The following is an 18,091-nucleotide window of genomic DNA, read 5'->3' as shown; positions in this document are numbered from 1 at the left end:
CAAACCGGTTGCTGCTGCAGCAGCAGGCATTCCACAGCCCCCTGCTGCACCACTAGCAACCCGCCCCGAAACACCCGATAAACCCCATGTAAATCAATACCTTGCAAATATGGCACAAACCCTGCTCTAGCCCCGTATCAGCCACACTCGGGGAGCCACACCATGCATCAGCTTCATCCACTGGCCAGGGGCATCGGCCTGGGCCTGCTGCTCGCAGGCACCAGCACCGCCCACGCCGACGACAGCACCACGCCGGCACTCAAGACCGTCACCGTCACCGCACAACACCGCGAAGAAACCCTGCAGGAAGTGCCGGTGGCGGTCAGCGCGGTCCAGGGCACCAGTATCACCGCCGACGGCGTGCGCGCCATGGGCGACATCACCACCTTCATCCCCAACGCCTCGGCCAAGAACCCCGATGGCGATGGCCGCCCGCGCTGGTACATCCGCGGCCTGGGCACCGGCGACACCGGCGCCGCCACGGTCTACCCGGTGGGCATCTATGCCGACGACGTCTACCTCAACGCCCCCGTCGCCGGCGGCGGCCCGCTGTTCGACCTGGAGCGCATCGAGGTGCTGCGCGGCCCGCAAGGCACCCTGTACGGCAAGAACACCACGGCGGGGGCAGTCAACGTGATCTCGAAAAAGCCCACCTTCGACACCGACGGCTTCGGCACCATCGGCTTTGGCAGCAAGAACGAACGCATCCTCAACGGCGCCCTGGGCGGCACCCTGGTGGACGAACGCCTGGCCGGCCGGGTGTCGCTGTATTCCGAGGAGCGCGACGGCTTCACCCACAACCTGACCAACGACCAGACCTATGGCGACGTCAACAAAAAGGCCGTGCGCGTGCAGTTCCTGGCCAGGCTCAACCCGGACCTGGAGGCGCTGTGGAAGCTCCACGGGCGCCAGTTCAAGGGCGATGGCAGCAGCGGTTCGCTGCCGCTGGGCACCTATTACAACGTCGGCTACCAGCGCCCGCAGGAGCGTCGCATCGAGCTGAACGTGGACGAGCACTCCAAACTCGACCACGACGGCACCTCGCTGACCCTGAACTGGGACATCGGCGACTACCGGCTGACCTCCATCACCGCCTACGACTCTATCCGCCAGCAGTCGCTGACCGACGCCGACTACACCCCCTACGAGGTCAACGGCGCGAGCGACACCGACAACCGCTACGACCAGTACTCGCAGGAATTTCGCCTGGCCTCCCCGCAGCAGGAAACCCTGCGCTGGATGCTCGGCACCCATTACTTTCACGAAACCCTCGACAGCACCGACCGGCGTTTCGTGACGCCGGGCCCGACGCCCAACGGCACCGGCTCCAACCAGATCGGCGGGGTCGACCTGAGCAGCCTCGACTACACCCACAAGACCGACAGCTACGCGCTGTTCGGCAACCTGGCCTATGACCTGAGCGACAACTTCACCGTGACCGGCGGGCTGCGCTGGACCACCGAGAAAAAGAGCATCGACCTGGACCTGGCCCAGTTCACCCGTACCAGCGCCAACGGCCCGCTGGTGCCGCTGGGCGCTGCGGGCGCCAACGGCAACCGCGACGAGAGCAAGCGCTGGGACGCCTGGACCTACGATGTGACGCCCGAGTACCGCATCAACGACAACCTGCGGGTGTTCTTTCGCTATGCCCACGGCTTTCGCTCCGGCGGCTTCAACACCGGCCTGTCGAGCAACCTGGCGCAGTTGACCACGGTCGACCCGGAACAGCTCGATGCCTACGAGCTGGGCCTGAAATCGGAGTGGTTCGACCACCGCCTGACGGTCAACGCCAACCTGTTCTACTACGACTACCAGGACATCCAGGTCAACCTGCTGACGGTCAACAGCGGCGTGCTCACCACCGCGCTCACCAACGGTGCCAAGGGCAAGGTCAAGGGCGCGGAGCTGGAGATCGAGGGCCAGCCCACCGACTACCTGCACCTGCGCGCGGCGGTGTCGTTCCTGGACACCGAGTACACCGACTTCAAGAACGTCAACCCCACCACCGGCGAAGTGACCGCCGACTACAGCGGCAACAGCTTCGTGCGCTCGCCGCGCAACGTGGTGTCGCTGGGCGCCGACTACACCATCCCGCTGGCGATCGGCGGCAAGCTGGTGGCCGGCGCCGACGTGAGTTTTCGCGACAAGGAGTACTTTCTGGCCAACCGCCAGAGCAGCGCCGAGCCGACCCTCAGCCAGCCCCACTACACCCTGGCCAACAGCCGCCTGACCTGGTTCAGCGCGGATGAAAAGCTCAGCGTGACCGGCTTCGTCAACAACCTCACCGACCGCCGCTACCAGGTGCACGGCCGGCCCAACGGCCCCCAGGGCCAGTACGTGCTGACCTACGGCGACCCGCGCACGGTCGGCGTCAGCGTCACCAGCCGATTCTGATCGACCGCGCCGGCGGCAGGCTGCCGGCGCACTTCAACTGCCTTGCAAGGAGTACACCCCATGTTGCGTCCCACCCCCTTGGCCGGCGCCATCGCGCTGGTCATCGGCAGCGTTGCCGTGCCCGAATGCTCTGCCCAGGCCGCACCCGGCGCGGATGACAAGCTCGATACCGTGGTCGTGGTCGGCACCCGCCGCAGCGACGTCACCGCGCTGCAAAGCGCAGCCCCGGTGGATGTGCTGAGCGCCGAAAAGCTGCAGGACACCGGCGCCAGCGACCTGTCCGGTGCGCTGACCGCCCTGTCGCCCTCGTTCAGCTTCCCGCAGTCGCCCCAGGGCGCGTTCGCCGGCTCCATCGCCCAGGGCGCCTCGCTGCGCGGCCTGGCGTCGGACCAGGTGCTGGTGCTGGTCAACGGCAAGCGCCGCCATACCAGCGCCAACGTGACCCGCCAGGGCCTGGCCAACGGGCGTGGCGCAGCGGCCGTGGACCTGAGCCTGATCCCGCTCAGCGCGGTGTCGCGGGTGGAGATCCTGCGCGACGGCGCCGCCGCCCAGTACGGCTCGGACGCCATCGCCGGGGTGATCAACATCGTGCTCAAGGAGAACGACGACGGCGGCAACGTGGGCTATCGCTTCGGCGGCTACGACAAGGGCGACGGCCTGCAGCGCAAGCTCAGCGGCTGGAAGGGCCTGGCCCTGCCCAACGATGGCTTCCTGACCCTGAGCTTCGATGCCGGCAGCCAGGACCCGGCCAGCGACACCAACCCCGACAACCGGATCTTCTACCCCGGCAGCACCAGCACCGATACCCCACGCGAGCAGAACAACCGCTACCGCACCTGGCGCTGGGGCTCGGGCAATGTCTCGGACCAGTACAACCTGGTGGCCAACAGCGAAATCGGCCTGGGCGAAGGGCTGACCGCCTATGGCTTTGCCACCTATGCGCACAAGAACACCGACGCCGACGGCTTCTTCGACCCGCCCACTACCCTGGCCCGCAACTACGGCAGCGATGCGCTGCGCCGCTACCCGGACGGGCGCCTGCCGGTCACCCGCTACAACCTGCAAGACTATGCCGTGACCGGCGGCCTGCGCTGGGAGGACGAAACCCTGGGCACGTTCGACCTGGCTGCCAACTACGGCAACGACACGTTGAAGTCCACCGACCGCAACGCCATCAACCCCAGCTGGGGCACGGCCAGCCCGTCGAGCATCTACACCGGCGAGCGCGAGAACCAACAGACCAACCTGACCCTGGACTGGGTGCGCGACTTCCCCACCGACCTGCTGGCCAGGCCGCTGACCCTGTCGGCGGGCCTGGCCTGGCGCAAGGAGAACTACCACCTGGGCGCCGGCGAGGCGGCCGGCTGGCAGAACGGGCCGCTGTTCGGCAGCCTGGACCCGGTCAGCGGGCGGCCGATCCCCGGTTACTACTCGGGCATCACCAACGTCGATGCCGCGTCGCTGGAGCGAAAGGTGTTCGGCGCCTATGTCGACCTCGAAGGGCAGCTCACCGACAAGTTCCAGGCCGGCGTGGCGCTGCGCTCGGAGCATTACTCGGACTTTGGCGACACCACCAACGGCAAGCTGTCGCTGCGCTACGACTTCACCCCGCAGATCGCCGCACGCGGCAGCCTCAGCACCGGCTACCGCGCCCCTTCGCTGGTGCAGAGCGGGCTGTCCTCGTTCAGCGTGCAGGTGGTGGAGCAGCCACCTGGCAGCGGCAACTGGGTCGAGGTGCAGCAGCGCACCCTGCGTGCCGACAGCCCCGAGGCCGCGCTGCTGGGCGGGCGCGCGCTCAAGCCCGAAGAGTCGACCAACTACTCCCTGGGCCTGGTGTGGCGCCCGCTGGCCAACGCCTCGGTGACTGTGGACGCCTACCGCATCGACATCGACAACCGCATCACCCTGTCCGACCAGTTGCCGGCCAGCGTGGTGGGGCCGATCTTCGCCGGTACGCCGTATGCCAACATCCAGAGTGCGGCGTTCTATACCAACATTGCCGACACCCGCACCGACGGCATCGAGCTGGCCGGCCAGTACCAGTGGGACCTGGCGCAGTACGGCCGGCTGGACCTGAACGCCGGCTTCGCCAAGACCCGCACGCGCATCACCGAACTGCGCGATGCCGGCGGCATTGCCGGCAACCAGATCGTCGGGCGCGCCACCCAGGGCCTGATCGAGCACGGCACCCCCGACACCAAGCTGACCCTCAGCGCAAATTGGCTGTACCAGAACTGGGGCGTGACCCTGACCCAGCGCCGCTACGGTGAATGGCAGAGCCTCAATGCCAGCAACCCCGACCTGGACCAGACCTTCAGCGCGCAGTGGATCACCGACCTGGACCTGAGCTACCGCTTCGACCAGGGGCTGAAGGTCTCGGTGGGTGCGATCAACTTGTTCGACAGCCACCCCGACAAACTCGAAGGCCAGACCCTGTACGGGGTGCAGAAGTACTCGATCACCTCGCCCGAGGGCGCCCAGGGCGCGTTCTACTACACCAGCCTGAGTTACGACTTCTGAGTTTTGTCCGACAATAAAATTGAGCTGGATCAACGTTTGGCGTGATGTATGGCACTTAGCCTTCATCCACTGCGACAGCGCTTCTATAGTGTGGCGGGAACCACGTTCCCCCCACTCTAAGGAGCGTTCATGCTGCGCGTACTTTCACTGGAAAACCTCACCGTCACCCGCAAACTGGCACTGGGCTTCGGGCTGATGCTGGCCCTGGCGGTGTGGTTGGCCGCCACCGGCCTCAAGGGGTTGCACAACGACAAGACTTCGTTCGAGCGGATCAACCGACTGAGCACCCTGTTCGACGAAACGGTGTTTGCCCGCGAGGCCAACTACCAGTACGCGCTGGCGCCCCAGGCCGCCCACCTGGACACCCACCAGACCCACCAGCAGGCCTTGCACAGCGCACTGAACGCGGTGCTCGAGGACGTGCAGCGCGGCGCCTGGCCCGCCGAAGACCTGCAGACCGTGCAGCAACTGGCCGACGGCCTGCAGGGCTACATCACCACCCACCAGGCCGCCCTGGCCCTGGACCCGCCCGACAGCGCCCGGGTGGTGCAGGCCAACGCCCTGCTGGCCGACCTGCAGGGCAGCATCAACGTGCTGTACAAGAAGGAAGAGGAGCGCGCTGCCGCCAGCGTGGCCACGGTGGTCTCGATTCTGCTGGGCGTGACCGTCGCGACCCTGGTGCTGGGCACCCTGATCGCCTGGCTGATCGGCCGGCAGATCGTGCGCCCGCTGCGCCAGAGCCTGGAGGCGGCCGAGCGCATCGCCCACGGCGACCTCACCGTGCAGCTGGACAGCCATCGGCGTGACGAACTGGGCCAGCTGCTGCGCGCCATCGGCGACATGAGCCAGCGTCTGCGCGAGGTGATCACGCGCATTGGTCACGGCTCCTCGCAACTGGCGGTATCGGCCAGCCAGCTGGCCACCATCACCACCCAGACCCAGGCCGGCACCGACAGCCAGCGCAGCGACACCGACCGGGTCGCCACCGCCATGAACCAGATGACCTCGATGGTGCAGGCCGTGGCGCGCAACTCCGAAGACGCGGCCCAAGCGGCCCGCCAGGCCGACGAGGAAGCCAGCGGCGCCTCGGGCATCTCGCGCAATGCCATCGTGCAGATCGAGGCGCTGGCCGGCGAGGTCGGGGTGTCGGCCGAGTCGATGAGCCGCCTGCACCAGGAAATCGACCGTATCGCCAGCGTGCTCGGGGTGATCAAGGCCGTGGCCGGGCAGACCAACCTGCTGGCGCTCAATGCCGCCATCGAGGCGGCGCGTGCCGGCGAGGCCGGGCGCGGCTTCGCGGTGGTGGCCGACGAGGTGCGCAGCCTGGCCCAGCGTACCCAGCAGTCTTCCGAGGAGATCGAGCACCTGATCGGCGAGTTGCAGCGCATTGCCAACGAGAGCACGCAGATCATGCAGTCCAGCGTGGAGCAGACCCAGTCGACCGTGACCGGGGTGCGCAACACCGGCGATGCGCTGGCGGCGATCACCCGGCAGGTCTCGGACATCCAGCAGATGAGCCTGCGCATCGCCAGCGCCGCCGAAGAACAGACCACGGTGGTCGAGGAAATCACCCGCAACGTGCTGCATGTGCGCGAAACCGCCGACCAGTCGGCACTGGCCAGCAGCGAGATCGCCAGCTCCAGCGTCGAACTGGCGCGCCTGGGCAGCGACCTGCAGAGCCTGGTGGTGCATTTTCGCACCTGACGGCTCGCGGCACGGGCTGCGGCGCAGGGCGCGGGCAGGTGAAGGGGGAAAACGGATTGACTCCGTTTCCTGGCTGACCCAAGCTTGCCCCACCCCGCCTGCCCGGATGCCGCATGTCAAAACCGCGCCTCTATACACTGCTCAGCCTGCTCGTGCTGCTCGTCATCGGGCTGGGCTACGGCTGGCTGGGTGACGCCCCGGCCCCCGCGCCGGCCCCCAGCCATGGCTACACCAAGGCGCTGACCATGGCCCATGAAGGGCAGCCGGGGGCGGCGCGGGTGCTGTACCAGCAACTGGCGCGCGCCGACCTGTCGGGCATTCGCCGCGCCAGCCTGCATGCCGAGCTGCCCAACTACCCTTCGCCGCTGGCGCTGAAGCTGGCCGACCAGGACCTGAGCCACGACGACCCGCTGGTGCGCCGCGCGGCGATCGCCAGCATCAGCGCGCTGGTGCCGGCGCCGCAGCGCAGCGTGCTGCTGGGGCCGATGCTCGAAGACCCCGAGCAGAGCGTGCGCTTTGCCGCGGTCGATGCGCTGCTGGGGCTGGGCCCGGACGATGTCGGCCTGTACTACGGCCCGCTGCAGCAGGCACTGGAGCAGTACCAGCAGGCCTTGCTCAAGCAGCTCGACGATGCCGCCGCCCAGGTGCACCTGGCCCGGCTGTACGTGCACGAGGGCCATGACGACGAGGCGGCGCAGGCACTGGAGCGAGCGCTGGCGCTGGCCCCCGACGACCTCGAGGCACTGGCGGCCAAGGTGCGCCTGCTCGACAGCCAGGGCCACGCCGATGCCTCCCGCGAGCTGCTGGCCCAGGCGCTCAAGCGCCACCCCGACTCGGCCTTCCTGCAACACGAGCTGGGCCTGTGGCTGATGCGCCACGACCAGCACGAATACGCGCTGCTGGCGTTCGACCGGGCCCTGGCGCTGGACCCGGACAACGCCGAGTATCGCTATACCCTGGCGTTGACCCTGCACAGCCTGGAGCAGGTCGAGGTGGCGCAGAAGCAGCTCGAAACCCTGCTCGCCCGCCAGCCGGCCAACCGCAAGGCGCGGGTGCTGCTGATCGGCTACTGGAAAGAGACCGGCCAGCTGCAGAACGTGCAGGTGCTGCTGGCCCAGCTGGAGCAGCAGAACCCGGACGATCCGCTGGTGCAGCAAGGCCTCTGAGGCCCCTCGTCCGGGCTCCCGCAAGCGTTTTGAACCCCGCCGAAAGTGGCGTGTCCAGTGATAGTGCATGGATAAAAAGGCAATCGCCTGGCTGTGCGTTATCAAAGGAGATCGCCCGTGAACAATTCGGTGCCAAACGGCGAACGCGCACTGATACTTGCCCCGCCCACCCTCAGCCGCCTGGCGCTGAACCTGTTCGACGAAGCCGGCATACAGGCGCTGGCCACCCGCGACCTGGACGAGATGGCCGATGCCCTGGGCCAGGGCGCGGGGCTGGCCATCATCGCCGACGAGTCCCTGGGCGGCTTCGTGCAGTCGCCCGTGCACAACTACCTGCGTACCCAGCCCGCCTGGTCGGACCTGCCGGTGGTGCTGCTGACCAGCCCGGCCCGGGCGCCGGACGCCGACCTGCACACGGCGCTGGGCAACCTGTTCCTGCTGGCATGCCCGTTCCAGCCCAGCGGCCTGCTGGCCCTGACCCACGCTTCGCTGCGCGCACGCCGTCGCCAGTACCAGGCCCAGTACAGCGCGGCCCGCCTGCAGGACCTGGAGCAACGGGTGGAAGAGCAACTGCGCCACCTGCGCGAAGACGAACAACAGCTGCGCCACACGCAGAAGATGGAAGCCATCGGCCAGTTGGCCGGCGGTGTGGCCCACGACTTCAACAACCTGCTTACCGGCATCGGCGGCAGCGTGGAGCTGATCCGCCGGCGCCTTGCCCAGGGCCGCCAGGAAGACCTGCCCAAGCTTATCGACATGAGCCTGGGGGCGGTGCAGCGCGCCGCCAGCATGACCCACCGGCTGCTGGCATTCTCCAGCCGTCAGCCGCTGGATGCGGGCCCGGTCAGCCTGGCCAGCCTGCTGGACGGCGACCAGCTGCGCGCCCTGCTGACCCCGCAGATCGACCTGCAGGTCAGCCTCGACGCCGACCTGTGGCACATCGAGGTGGACGCGCAGCAGTTGCGCGAAGCCATCGACAACCTGCTGAGCAATGCCCGTGATGCCATGCCCAACGGCGGTGAGCTGCGCATCCACGCCGGCAACCGTCGCCAGGGCAAGCCGTTGCCTGGCGGGCATCCGCTGGCCAGCGGCGACTATGTGCTGCTGAGCGTGCACGACAACGGCTGCGGCATGCCGCAAAGCAGCGTGGACCGCGCCTTCGATCCCTTCTTCACCACCAAGCCCATCGGCCAGGGCACCGGGCTGGGCCTGTCGATGGTGTATGGCTTCAGTCGCCAGTCACAGGGGCACGTGGCGCTGTACAGCAGCATCGGCCATGGCACCCAGGTCGAGCTCTACCTGCCGCGTCATGTGGGGGATGTACAGGGCGCGCCAGCGCCCGCCCCCGGCCCGCCGCCGGAGGCCAATGGCAGCAACCGCGTGCTGATCGTGGAAGACGACCACACGGTGCGCCAGCTGGTCCACGAGACCCTCGCCGAGCAGGGCTACCAGTGCTGCGAGGTGGCCGACGCCAGCCTGGCACTGTCGGTTCTGCGCTCCGACCGGCCGATCGACCTGCTGATCAGCGATGTGGGGCTGCCGGGGATGAACGGGCGCCAGCTGGCGGAGATCGCGCGCAAGCTGCGCCCGGGGCTGAAGGTGCTGTTCATCACCGGCTACGCTGAAAACGCCACCTCGTGCCGGGGCTTTCTCGACCCGGGCATGCAGATGATCAACAAGCCATTCAAGTTCACCCAGCTGACGCGCAAGGTGGCGCAGATGCTCGGCCCGGGCAACGCCCCATGAGCCTGCCCCAGCCCCCGCCGGTGGCCGGCCGGCAGGTCACCGAGCACGCCGTGCGGGTGCTTACGGTGAATGTGCACAAGGGCTTCAGCGCGTTCAACCGGCGTTATGTGCTGCCCGAGCTACGCGAGGCCGTGCGCAGCCAGGACGCCGACCTGGTGTTTCTGCAGGAGGTGCTGGGCAGCCACCGTGGCCATGCCAGCCGCCACCCGGACTGGTCCCACGTGCCGCAGTACGAGTTCCTGGCCGACAGCCTGTGGCCGCAGTACGCCTACGGGCGCAACGCGGTGTACCCGGACGGCGAGCACGGCAATGCGCTGCTGTCCAAGTTCGCCATCCGGCATTACGAAAACCTCGATGTGAGCGTGACCGGCAGCGAGCGCCGCGGCCTGCTCCACGCCGTGCTCGATGTACCCGGCCAGCGTCCGCTGCACACCGTGTGCGCGCACCTGGGGCTGGACGAGCGCCAGCGCGTCAAGCAGTTGCGCCTGCTGTGCCGGCTGCTGGACAGCCTGCCCGCCGAGGCGCCGGTGATCGTGGCGGGCGACTTCAATGACTGGCGCCAGCGCGCCGACCAGCACCTGGCCGGCTGCGGCCTGGTGGAGGTGTTCACCCAGGCCCACGGGCGCCCCGCACGCAGCTTTCCGGCGCGCTGGCCGCTGCTGTGCCTGGACCGTATCTATGTGCGCAACGCCCAGGCCCGGCAACCCCGGGTGATGGGGCGCAAACCCTGGTCGCACCTGTCAGACCACTTGCCGCTGTTCGTGGAGGTACTGCTATGAAGGCCGACTGGCGCGAGGATAACGAGGTGCAATTGCTGATCAATGGCGAGGCGTACTTCCCGGCCGCCTTCGAGGCGATTGCCAATGCCAGTGAGCAGGTGCTGCTGGAGACCTTCATCATTTTCGAAGACAAGGTCGGCAAGCAGCTGCAACAGGTATTGATCGAGGCAGCGCAACGCGGCGTGCAGGTGGAGGTGCTGGTGGACGGCTATGGCACCGCCGACCTGAGCAGCGCCTTTCTGCTGGCGCTGAGCCAGGCCGGTGTGCACCTGCAGGCGTTCGACCCGAGCCCGCGGCGGCTGGGGCTGCGCACCAACCTGTTCCGCCGCCTGCACCGCAAGATCCTGGTGATCGACGGGCACACTGCCTTTGTCGGCGGAATCAACTACAGCGCCGACCACCTGGCCGACTTCGGGCCGATGGCCAAGCAGGACTACGCCGTGCGGGTACGGGGGCCGATCGTGGCCGACCTGCAGCAGGCCACCCTGACCCTGCTCGACGCCCAGCGCGCCCGCCCTGTGCGGCCCCGGGGCTGGTGGCGCCGGGCGCCGCCGATCAGTGCCGACAGCGTGCAGGCGCGCATGTGCCTGTGCATCCGCGACAACGCCGAGCACCCCACCGACATCGAGCAGCACTACATGCGCGCCATCGTCACCGCGCGCGAACGGATCATCATCGCCAACGCCTATTTCTTCCCCGGCTACCGGATGCTGCGGGCCCTGCGCAATGCGGCCCGGCGTGGCGTGGACGTCACCCTGATCCTGCAGGGCATGCCCGACATGCCGCTGGTACGGCTGTGCTCGCGCATGCTCTACAACTACCTGCTGCGCGACGGCGTGCGCATTCACGAGTACTGCGAGCGCCCGCTGCACGGCAAGGTCGCGGTGGTGGACCGCGAGTGGTCCACGGTTGGGTCGAGCAACCTCGACCCGCTGAGCCTGTCGCTGAACCTCGAGGCCAACCTGGTGATCCGCGACCAGGCCTTCAACCAGCTGCTGGGCGAGCACCTGCAGGCGCTGGCCAACAGCCAATGCAAGCCGGTGACCCTGCAACGGGTGCTGCGCGGCTACTGGTGGCGCGCGCCGCTGATCTTCATGGCGTTCCACTTCACCCGGCTGTTCCCGGCCATCGTCGGCTGGCTGCCTGCGCACCAGCCCCGGCTCAAGCCGCTGCAGCCGCCAGCGGCGCTGCAGGAGCCGCTGTCATGAAGCTTTCCGGCACACACTGGCAATGGGCGCGCCGGGCCCTGACCCTGGCGTTCTTCATCCTGATACCGACATTGCTGTTCATGTTGCTGCGCAACCAGGACTGGGGCGAGGTGCGTCACGCCCTGGTGTCCTACCCGCCCGGGGTGTTGCTGCTGGGCGGGGCGATTGCGGCGTGCAGCTTCGTGCTGTTCAGCTGCTATGACCTGCTGGGGCGGCGCTACACCGGCCACCAGCTGCCGGCGCGCCAGGTCGTGCCGCTGGCCTTCGTGTGCTACGCGTTCAACTTGAACCTGAGTGCCTGGGTGGGCGGGGTTGCCCTGCGCTATCGCCTGTATTCGCGCCTGGGGCTGGATGTACCGACCATCAGCCGCCTGCTCGGGCTGGGCCTGGTGACCAACTGGCTGGGCTACCTGCTGGTGGCCGGCAGCCTGTTCGCCTGTGGCCTGCCGCGCCTGCCGGCGGGGATGGAGATCGGCACCGGCGGGCTGCGCGTGATCGGTGTGCTGATGCTGCTGGCCGCTGCGGCCTACCTGGGCGCCTGCGCGTTCGCCAGGCGCCGCAGCTGGCAGGTGCGCGGGCAGGTGCTCACGCTGCCGGGCATCCGCCTGGCACTGCTGCAGGCCGTCATGGGGGCATGCAACTGGCTGCTGATGGGGCTGGTGATCTACACCCTGCTGCCGGACAAGGTGGGCTACCCGAGCATCGTCGGGGTGCTGATGATCAGCAGCATTGCCGGGGTGATCACGCATATTCCGGCAGGCCTGGGGGTGCTGGAGACGGTGTTCATCACCCTGCTGCAGGGCCAGTACGCCAAGGGCACCCTGCTGGCGGCGCTGATTGCCTACCGCGTACTGTACTTTCTGCTGCCGCTGCTGGTGGCCTGCGTCGTCTACCTGCTGCTGGAGCGCGTGGCCAGTCAGGGCGCCGGCGTGCCGGCCCCCGGCCCGCGCGACTCGGCGCGTTGAAGCATGGCCTTGACCTTGCGCTGCAGGCGGTCCAGCGGGAACGGCTTGGTCAGCAGTTCCACCCCCGCCTCGAGGGTGTCGCGCTGGGCGATGGCTTCATCGGTGTAGCCGGTGATGAACAGTATGTTCTGCTGCGGGTTGTGCCGGCGCACCTCGCTGGCCACCTGGCGCCCACTGAAACCGCCGGGCAGGCCGATGTCGGTGATCAGCAGGTCGACCGGCGGGCCGGCCAGGCACGCCGCCAGGCCTGAACGGCCATCCACGGCCTCGATCACGTCGTAGCCTTCCTGTTGCAGCACCTCCTTGATCAGCATGCGCAGGGTCGGTTCGTCATCGATCAGCAGGATCCGCCCCTTGCCCGGCACGCTGACCTTGGCCGGCACCGGTACGCTGGCTGCAGGCTGGCTGTCGGCGCCACAGTAGCGTGGCAGCACCAGCCTGATGCGGGTGCCGCCGGTATCGGACGCCTCGATCCACACCCGCCCGCCCGACTGGCGCACGAAACCGTACACCATCGACAGGCCCAGGCCGGTGCCCTGGCCCACGGGCTTGGTGGTGAAGAAGGGTTCGAAGGCGCGCTCCATCACCTGGGGGCTCATGCCCTGGCCGTCGTCCTCGACCGTCAGCGAGCAGTAGTCGCCAGGGGGCAGGCCGTCCCTGCCTGCGACCCGGGCATCGTAGCGTTCATTGCCGGTACTGATGGTCAGCCGCCCGCCGGCGCGCATCGCATCGCGTGCGTTGATGCACAGGTTGAGCAAGGCGTTTTCCAGCTGGTTGGCGTCCACCAGGGTGCGCCACAGCTGCGGCTCGACCTTCAGCTGCAGGGCGATGTCCGGGCCCAGGGTCTGGCGGATCAGGGCGTCCATGCCGTGCACCAGGGCATTGAGGTCTGCCGGGCGCGGGTCGAGGGGCTGGCGCCGGGCGAACGCCAGCAGGCGGTGGGTGAGCACCGCCGCGCGCTGGGACGCCTCCTTGGCGGCGGCGATGTAGCGATCCAGGCCGTCCAGCTGGCCACTGCCGATACGCCGCTCGATCATTTCCAGGCTGCCGCTAATGCCGGTCAGCAGGTTGTTGAAGTCGTGTGCCATGCCGGCGGTCAACTGGCCCACGGCATCCATCTTCTGGCTCTGGCGCAGCAGTTCCTCGGCTTGCACCAGGGCCGCGGCGCGCTCCTGGTCCAGGGTGATGTCGTGGCCGATGGCGGTATAGATGCCGGTGCTGGGCACGATCGACCAGTTGAACCAGCGGTAATGGCCGTCACGGTGACGGTAGCGGCACTTGAAGCCCTGCACGGTCTGCCCGGCCCGCAGTTGCTGGTGCACCGCTTCGATGCCCGGCCGGTCGTCGACATGGCACAGCTCCAGCACCGGCCTGCCGATGAACGAATCGTCCCAGCCCAGCAGCTCGCGACCGCAGGCATTGATGGCGTAGATCTGCAGGTCTTCGCGCACCAGCATCATGATGTCGCTGGACAGCTCCCAGATGCGTTCGTGGTCTGCGGTCTGCTCCATGATCTTCTGTTCGAAGGCATCGGCGCGTTCGCGCCACACCTGCTCGTTTCTGACCGTCTCGGTGGTTTCGAACACGGTGTTCAGAAAGCCCGCCACCTGGCCGGACTCGTCGCGCACCGGGCTGTAGCAGAAGGTGAAGTACGCCCGCTCCACGTCCCCGTTGCGGTCGGTATCGAGCGCGAAGTTTTCCATGAACACCGCTTCGCCGGCGTAGGCCCGCTGCGCCAGGGCGCTGATATCGTCCCACACGTCGCTCCAGATCACGCTCAGCGGCTTGCCCAGCGGCGCCGGCTTGGCGCCGAGCAAGGGCACGAACGCGTCGTTGTGGATGCTGATCAGCTCGGGGCCCCACACCAGGCAACCCGGAAACTTGGAAGCCAGCAGCATGTCCACGGCGATGCGCAGCGAAGCCTGCCATTGCGGCGCCGGCCCCAGGGCGGTGCGGCTCCAGTCGAACTGGCGTACCGCATCGCTCATGCCGCCCGACAGGTTCGGGGCCGCTTCAGAGTGGGGGGTGTGCATGATCGGGTGCGCTTCCTTGGGGCTCAAGGCTCGGACTGCTCGCCGATATCTTCGTTCCAGAGCTGGGGGTGGTCCTCGATGAATCTGCGCATCAGGCCGGTACAGGTGGCGTCATGCAGCACCTGCAGGTTCACGCCACGGCTCTGCAGCAGGTCCTCTTCGCCCAGGAAGGTGTGGTGCTCGCCGATCACCACCTGCTTGATGCCGTACAGCAGGATGGCGCCGCTGCACATGGCGCAGGGTGACAGGGTGGTATAGAGGGTGGCGTCGGCGTACACGCTGGCGGGCTGGCGCCCGGCATCTTCGAGCGCGCTCATTTCACCGTGCAGTATCGCGCTGCCCTGTTGCACCCGGCGGTTGTGGCCGCGTCCGATGATCCTGCCCTGGTGCACGATCACCGAGCCGATGGGAATGCCACCTTCTGCCAGGCTCTTCCGCGCTTCGTCGATGGCGGCCTGCATGAACGGGTCGGGGTGTGTGGACATGATGGCGGTGACTCCTGTGACAGCGGCTGTATGGGTGGAAACTAGCACAACGCCCTGGGCGATGGCGGGTTTTGCGGCCGCGACTATGCTCTATAGGTTTGCTTCGCCCCACCTCTCCCCGCGCCCGATCACCAGAGGAACGCTGCAATGAGCAAGAAAGTACTGGTAGTGCTGACCAATACCGCCAGGTATCCGAGCCTCAAGCGCGCCACCGGGCTGTGGCTGGGCGAAGCAGTGCACTTCGTTGCGGTGATCGAGAAGGCCGGCTACAAGGTGGACTATGTGAGCCCTGCCGGCGGCTACGTGCCGATCGACCCGCACAGCCTGAGCATGGCCCCGGACCTGGATTGGCAGTGGTACGACGACAAGGCGTTCATGAACCGCCTGGGCGCCACCCTGGCCCCTGACCAGGTCAAGGCGCAGGACTACCACGCGATCTATTTCACCGGCGGCCACGGGGTGATCTGGGACTTCCCCGACAACACGGCATTGCAGGGCCTGGCGCGCCAGATCTTCGAGGCCGGCGGCGTGGTGGCCTCGGTGTGCCATGGCGCGGTCGGCCTGCTCAACATCAAGCTCAGTGACAACACCCTGCTGCTCAAGGACCGCGAGGTTACCGGGTTCTCCAACGTCGAGGAACAACTGGTCGAACTGGACAAGGTGGTGCCGTTTCTGACCGAGAACGAACTGGCCGCGCGCGGTGGCCTGTACAGCAAGGCCGAGGACCCCTGGCAGGAATACGTGGTGCGCGACCAGCGCGAGGGGCGCCTGATCACCGGGCAGAACCCCGCCTCCTCGGCCGCTGTCGCACGCCAGGTGCTGGCAGTACTGGCCGCATCGAAGGCAGGCTAGCCCCCCGGAGTGTCGACGAATAGCACGGCCAATGTCGTCGCGTCTTACAAGGGCAAACTACGCCCCTCACTTATGCTGAACGGCATCCGCTCAAGATGCCCGCGCGCCCCTGCGGCCCGCTCTGTCAACATAGGTGAATCATGCCCCGTCACAAATTTCGCGCTGGCCGTGTGCTGCTGGAACTGCTGGTCATCCTGTTGATCGGCCTGACCCCTGTGGGGTGCGGCCTGTTGATCATGAGCTGGCAGGTGGAAAAGATGCTGGCCGAGTCGACCCTGGTCTCGATCCAGCACACCCAGCAGGACATCGATCGCATCCTCGACTCGCTGCACAATGCCAGCAACAAGGTGCTCAACCTGGCGGACTTCCCCTGCCCACGGGCCCTGCCCAGCCTGCGTACCGAAGTGGTGATGCGCCCCGAGCTGCGCTCGCTGGTGCTGGTGCGCGAGAACCGGGCCTACTGCAGCACGGTGCACGGCGAATACCAGCTGCTGGTCGACCCGGGCAGCTTCTTCAACCAGCGCCTGCGCCTGGAGCCGGGCAACGATGTGACCCCGGACTCGGCCATCCTGTATTACCGCCTGCAGGAGTACCCGCTCGGCGTGCTGGCCCTGGTCGACGCCAAGACCCTGCAAGCCACGATGCAGCGGGTAAAGGCCAGCGCCAACCTGGTGCTGCAGTTCGGTGACGATTACCTGTGGAGCGAGGGCAGCACCTTCGACGACGTGCTGCCCGATCACTCCGAACAGCATGTCCGCGTGCTGTCCGCCAGTTACGGGTACACCATCCATGGCGGCTACCCGGACGGCCATATCTGGCAGGCGATGCTGTCCAACGCCCAGGCCATCATCCCGTCGTTGCTGCTGGTCGGCGTCATGACCTCGGCAGCGGTGTACTGGACGCTGTTTCGCAACCGCCGCGCGCCATCGGTCCGTCGTTACGGTTGAGGCCGGCGCAGGCACAAAAAAAGGCCATCGAGGAATGCTCGATGGCCTTTTTGCATACGCACCGCGTTTATTCGGCGGTCAGTACACCGCGGCGAACCTGGTCGCGCTCGATGGATTCGAACAGGGCCTTGAAGTTGCCCTCGCCGAAGCCGTCGTCACCCTTGCGCTGGATGAACTCGAAGAACACCGGGCCCATCAGGGTTTCGGAGAAGATCTGCAGCAGCAGGCGCTTGTCGCCCGCCTCGGACGAGCCGTCCAGCAGAATGCCCCGCGACTGCAGCTCGCCCACCGGCTCGCCGTGGTTCGGCAGACGGCCTTCGAGCATTTCGTAGTAGGTGTCCGGCGGTGCGGTCATGAAACGCATGCCGAGCTTTTTCAGCGCGTCCCAGCTCTTGATCAGGTCGTCGGTGAGGAAGGCGACGTGCTGGATGCCCTCGCCGTTGAACTGCATCAGGAACTCTTCGATCTGACCGGCGCCCTTGGAGGACTCCTCGTTCAGCGGGATACGGATCATCGCGTCGGGGGCGGTCATGGCCTTGGAGGTCAGGCCGGTGTACTCACCCTTGATGTCGAAGTAGCGGATCTCGCGGAAGTTGAACAGCTTCTCGTAGAAGCCGGCCCAGTAGGCCATGCGCCCGCGATACACGTTGTGGGTCAGGTGGTCGATGATCTTGAGGCCGGCGCCGACCGGGTTGCGGTCCACGCCTTCGATCCACTTGAAGTCGATGTCGTAGATCGAGCTGCCTTCCTCGAAGCGGTCGATCAGGTACAGCGGCGCGCCGCCGATACCCTTGATCGCCGGCAGGCGCAGTTCCATCGGCCCGGTCTCGATCTCGACCGGCTGGGCACCCAGCTCCAGGGCACGGGCATAGGCTTCATGGGCATTGCGCACACGGAAGGCCATGCCGCACACCGACGGACCATGCTCGGCGGCAAAGTAGGACGCCACGCTCTTGGGTTCGTTGTTCAGGATCAGGTTGATGCCGCCCTGACGGTACAGGTGCACGTCCTTGGAGCGGTGGCTGGCAACCTTGGTGAAGCCCATGATCTGGAAGATCGGCTCCAGGGTACCCGGGACAGGTGCGGCCAGTTCAATGAACTCGAAGCCCATCAGGCCCATCGGGTTTTCGAAGATATCTGCCATGTTCGTTTCCTCATCATCAAAGCGTTCAAATCACAGGGGTAGCTTGCTGTCGATGTGGAGCGAACGTGGCGGCGCGCAGGAGATGCCCCTCACACTGCGGGCGAGGTAGTCACCATAAATCAGTTTGAACCCATGACACTTCATATGG

The 18,091-nt window shown here is 67.0% G+C and carries 13 protein-coding genes and 1 pseudogene; 11 read left to right on the top strand and 3 right to left on the bottom strand.

Features of this window, described 5'->3' with window-relative positions; all coding sequences use genetic code 11:
- Positions 1–162 precede the first annotated feature (162 nt).
- The 9 genes and pseudogenes from CR917_RS24435 (at position 163) to CR917_RS24400 (ending at position 12,482) form a co-directional block, all read left to right on the top strand.
- The gene (locus tag CR917_RS24435) at positions 163–2,394 is read left to right on the top strand and encodes a TonB-dependent receptor (protein WP_104573091.1); all 2,232 of its coding nucleotides are present in this window, start codon (positions 163–165) and stop codon (positions 2,392–2,394) included.
- Positions 2,395–2,454: 60 nt separating this feature from the next.
- Positions 2,455–4,914, top strand: a complete 2,460-nt coding sequence (locus CR917_RS24430) for a TonB-dependent siderophore receptor (protein ID WP_058540677.1) — start codon at positions 2,455–2,457, stop codon at positions 4,912–4,914.
- 129 nt (positions 4,915–5,043) lie between these two features.
- Positions 5,044–5,763, top strand: a pseudogene (locus CR917_RS28265) (HAMP domain-containing protein); the annotation flags it as partial.
- On the top strand, positions 5,755–6,618 hold the full coding sequence (locus CR917_RS28260) for a methyl-accepting chemotaxis protein (RefSeq protein ID WP_370409184.1): 864 nt from the start codon (positions 5,755–5,757) through the stop codon (positions 6,616–6,618). The pseudogene CR917_RS28265 and the gene CR917_RS28260, both read left to right, overlap by 9 nt.
- A gap of 113 nt (positions 6,619–6,731) precedes the next feature.
- Positions 6,732–7,784 carry a lipopolysaccharide assembly protein LapB gene (locus tag CR917_RS24420; RefSeq protein WP_054915374.1) on the top strand — a complete coding sequence of 351 codons (1,053 nt, stop codon included), beginning with the start codon at positions 6,732–6,734 and terminating at the stop codon, positions 7,782–7,784.
- A 117-nt stretch (positions 7,785–7,901) separates the two neighbouring features.
- The gene (locus CR917_RS24415; RefSeq protein ID WP_088515376.1) at positions 7,902–9,530 is read left to right on the top strand and encodes a response regulator; all 1,629 of its coding nucleotides are present in this window, start codon (positions 7,902–7,904) and stop codon (positions 9,528–9,530) included.
- Positions 9,527–10,309: an endonuclease/exonuclease/phosphatase family protein gene (locus CR917_RS24410; protein ID WP_043862922.1), complete on the top strand. Its 783-nt coding sequence runs from the start codon at positions 9,527–9,529 to the stop codon at positions 10,307–10,309. The genes CR917_RS24415 and CR917_RS24410 overlap by 4 nt, the downstream gene beginning before the upstream one ends.
- Positions 10,306–11,517: a cardiolipin synthase ClsB gene (gene clsB / locus CR917_RS24405; protein WP_104573090.1), complete on the top strand. Its 1,212-nt coding sequence runs from the start codon at positions 10,306–10,308 to the stop codon at positions 11,515–11,517. Before CR917_RS24410 ends, clsB begins: the two co-directional genes overlap by 4 nt.
- Positions 11,514–12,482: a lysylphosphatidylglycerol synthase domain-containing protein gene (locus CR917_RS24400; RefSeq protein WP_058540675.1), complete on the top strand. Its 969-nt coding sequence runs from the start codon at positions 11,514–11,516 to the stop codon at positions 12,480–12,482. The genes clsB and CR917_RS24400 overlap by 4 nt, the downstream gene beginning before the upstream one ends.
- On the opposite strand, the gene CR917_RS24395 is transcribed toward CR917_RS24400, so the two are convergent.
- Positions 12,434–14,515, bottom strand: coding sequence for an ATP-binding protein (locus tag CR917_RS24395; protein ID WP_256589756.1), 2,082 nt, complete (start codon positions 14,513–14,515; stop codon positions 12,434–12,436). The genes CR917_RS24400 and CR917_RS24395 overlap by 49 nt on opposite strands.
- A gap of 23 nt (positions 14,516–14,538) precedes the next feature.
- On the bottom strand, positions 14,539–15,000 hold the full coding sequence (locus CR917_RS24390; RefSeq protein ID WP_256589755.1) for a nucleoside deaminase: 462 nt from the start codon (positions 14,998–15,000) through the stop codon (positions 14,539–14,541).
- A 147-nt stretch (positions 15,001–15,147) separates the two neighbouring features.
- On the opposite strand from CR917_RS24390, the gene CR917_RS24385 reads away from it, so the two are divergent.
- Positions 15,148–15,852, top strand: a complete 705-nt coding sequence (locus CR917_RS24385) for a type 1 glutamine amidotransferase domain-containing protein (RefSeq protein WP_043862926.1) — start codon at positions 15,148–15,150, stop codon at positions 15,850–15,852.
- Between the two features lie 140 nt (positions 15,853–15,992).
- Complete coding sequence (locus CR917_RS24380) at positions 15,993–16,799, top strand: CSS-motif domain-containing protein (RefSeq protein WP_043862927.1); 807 nt, start codon at positions 15,993–15,995, stop codon at positions 16,797–16,799.
- 67 nt (positions 16,800–16,866) lie between these two features.
- Here the strand turns inward: CR917_RS24380 and hppD are convergent, their stop codons facing one another.
- On the bottom strand, positions 16,867–17,943 hold the full coding sequence (gene hppD / locus CR917_RS24375; RefSeq protein WP_054915379.1) for a 4-hydroxyphenylpyruvate dioxygenase: 1,077 nt from the start codon (positions 17,941–17,943) through the stop codon (positions 16,867–16,869).
- Positions 17,944–18,091 lie beyond the last annotated feature (148 nt).

This window comes from Pseudomonas sp. BRM28, assembly GCF_002939405.1.
Lineage (GTDB): Bacteria > Pseudomonadota > Gammaproteobacteria > Pseudomonadales > Pseudomonadaceae > Aquipseudomonas > Aquipseudomonas palmensis.
This window is presented reverse-complemented; position numbering and strand designations above follow the sequence as displayed.

Excerpts from the sequence above, each read along its gene's own strand:
- CR917_RS24435 (WP_104573091.1), top strand. The coding sequence starts at position 163 with ATGCATCAGCTTCATCCACTGGCCAGGGGCATCGGCCTGGGCCTGCTG.
- CR917_RS24430 (WP_058540677.1), top strand. The coding sequence starts at position 2,455 with ATGTTGCGTCCCACCCCCTTGGCCGGCGCCATCGCGCTGGTCATCGGC.
- CR917_RS28260 (WP_370409184.1), top strand. The coding sequence starts at position 5,755 with ATGAGCCAGCGTCTGCGCGAGGTGATCACGCGCATTGGTCACGGCTCC.
- CR917_RS24420 (WP_054915374.1), top strand. The coding sequence starts at position 6,732 with ATGTCAAAACCGCGCCTCTATACACTGCTCAGCCTGCTCGTGCTGCTC.
- CR917_RS24410 (WP_043862922.1), top strand. The coding sequence starts at position 9,527 with ATGAGCCTGCCCCAGCCCCCGCCGGTGGCCGGCCGGCAGGTCACCGAG.
- clsB (WP_104573090.1), top strand. The coding sequence starts at position 10,306 with ATGAAGGCCGACTGGCGCGAGGATAACGAGGTGCAATTGCTGATCAAT.
- CR917_RS24400 (WP_058540675.1), top strand. The coding sequence starts at position 11,514 with ATGAAGCTTTCCGGCACACACTGGCAATGGGCGCGCCGGGCCCTGACC.
- CR917_RS24395 (WP_256589756.1), bottom strand. The coding sequence starts at position 14,515 with ATGCACACCCCCCACTCTGAAGCGGCCCCGAACCTGTCGGGCGGCATG.
- CR917_RS24390 (WP_256589755.1), bottom strand. The coding sequence starts at position 15,000 with ATGTCCACACACCCCGACCCGTTCATGCAGGCCGCCATCGACGAAGCG.
- CR917_RS24385 (WP_043862926.1), top strand. The coding sequence starts at position 15,148 with ATGAGCAAGAAAGTACTGGTAGTGCTGACCAATACCGCCAGGTATCCG.
- CR917_RS24380 (WP_043862927.1), top strand. The coding sequence starts at position 15,993 with ATGCCCCGTCACAAATTTCGCGCTGGCCGTGTGCTGCTGGAACTGCTG.
- hppD (WP_054915379.1), bottom strand. The coding sequence starts at position 17,943 with ATGGCAGATATCTTCGAAAACCCGATGGGCCTGATGGGCTTCGAGTTC.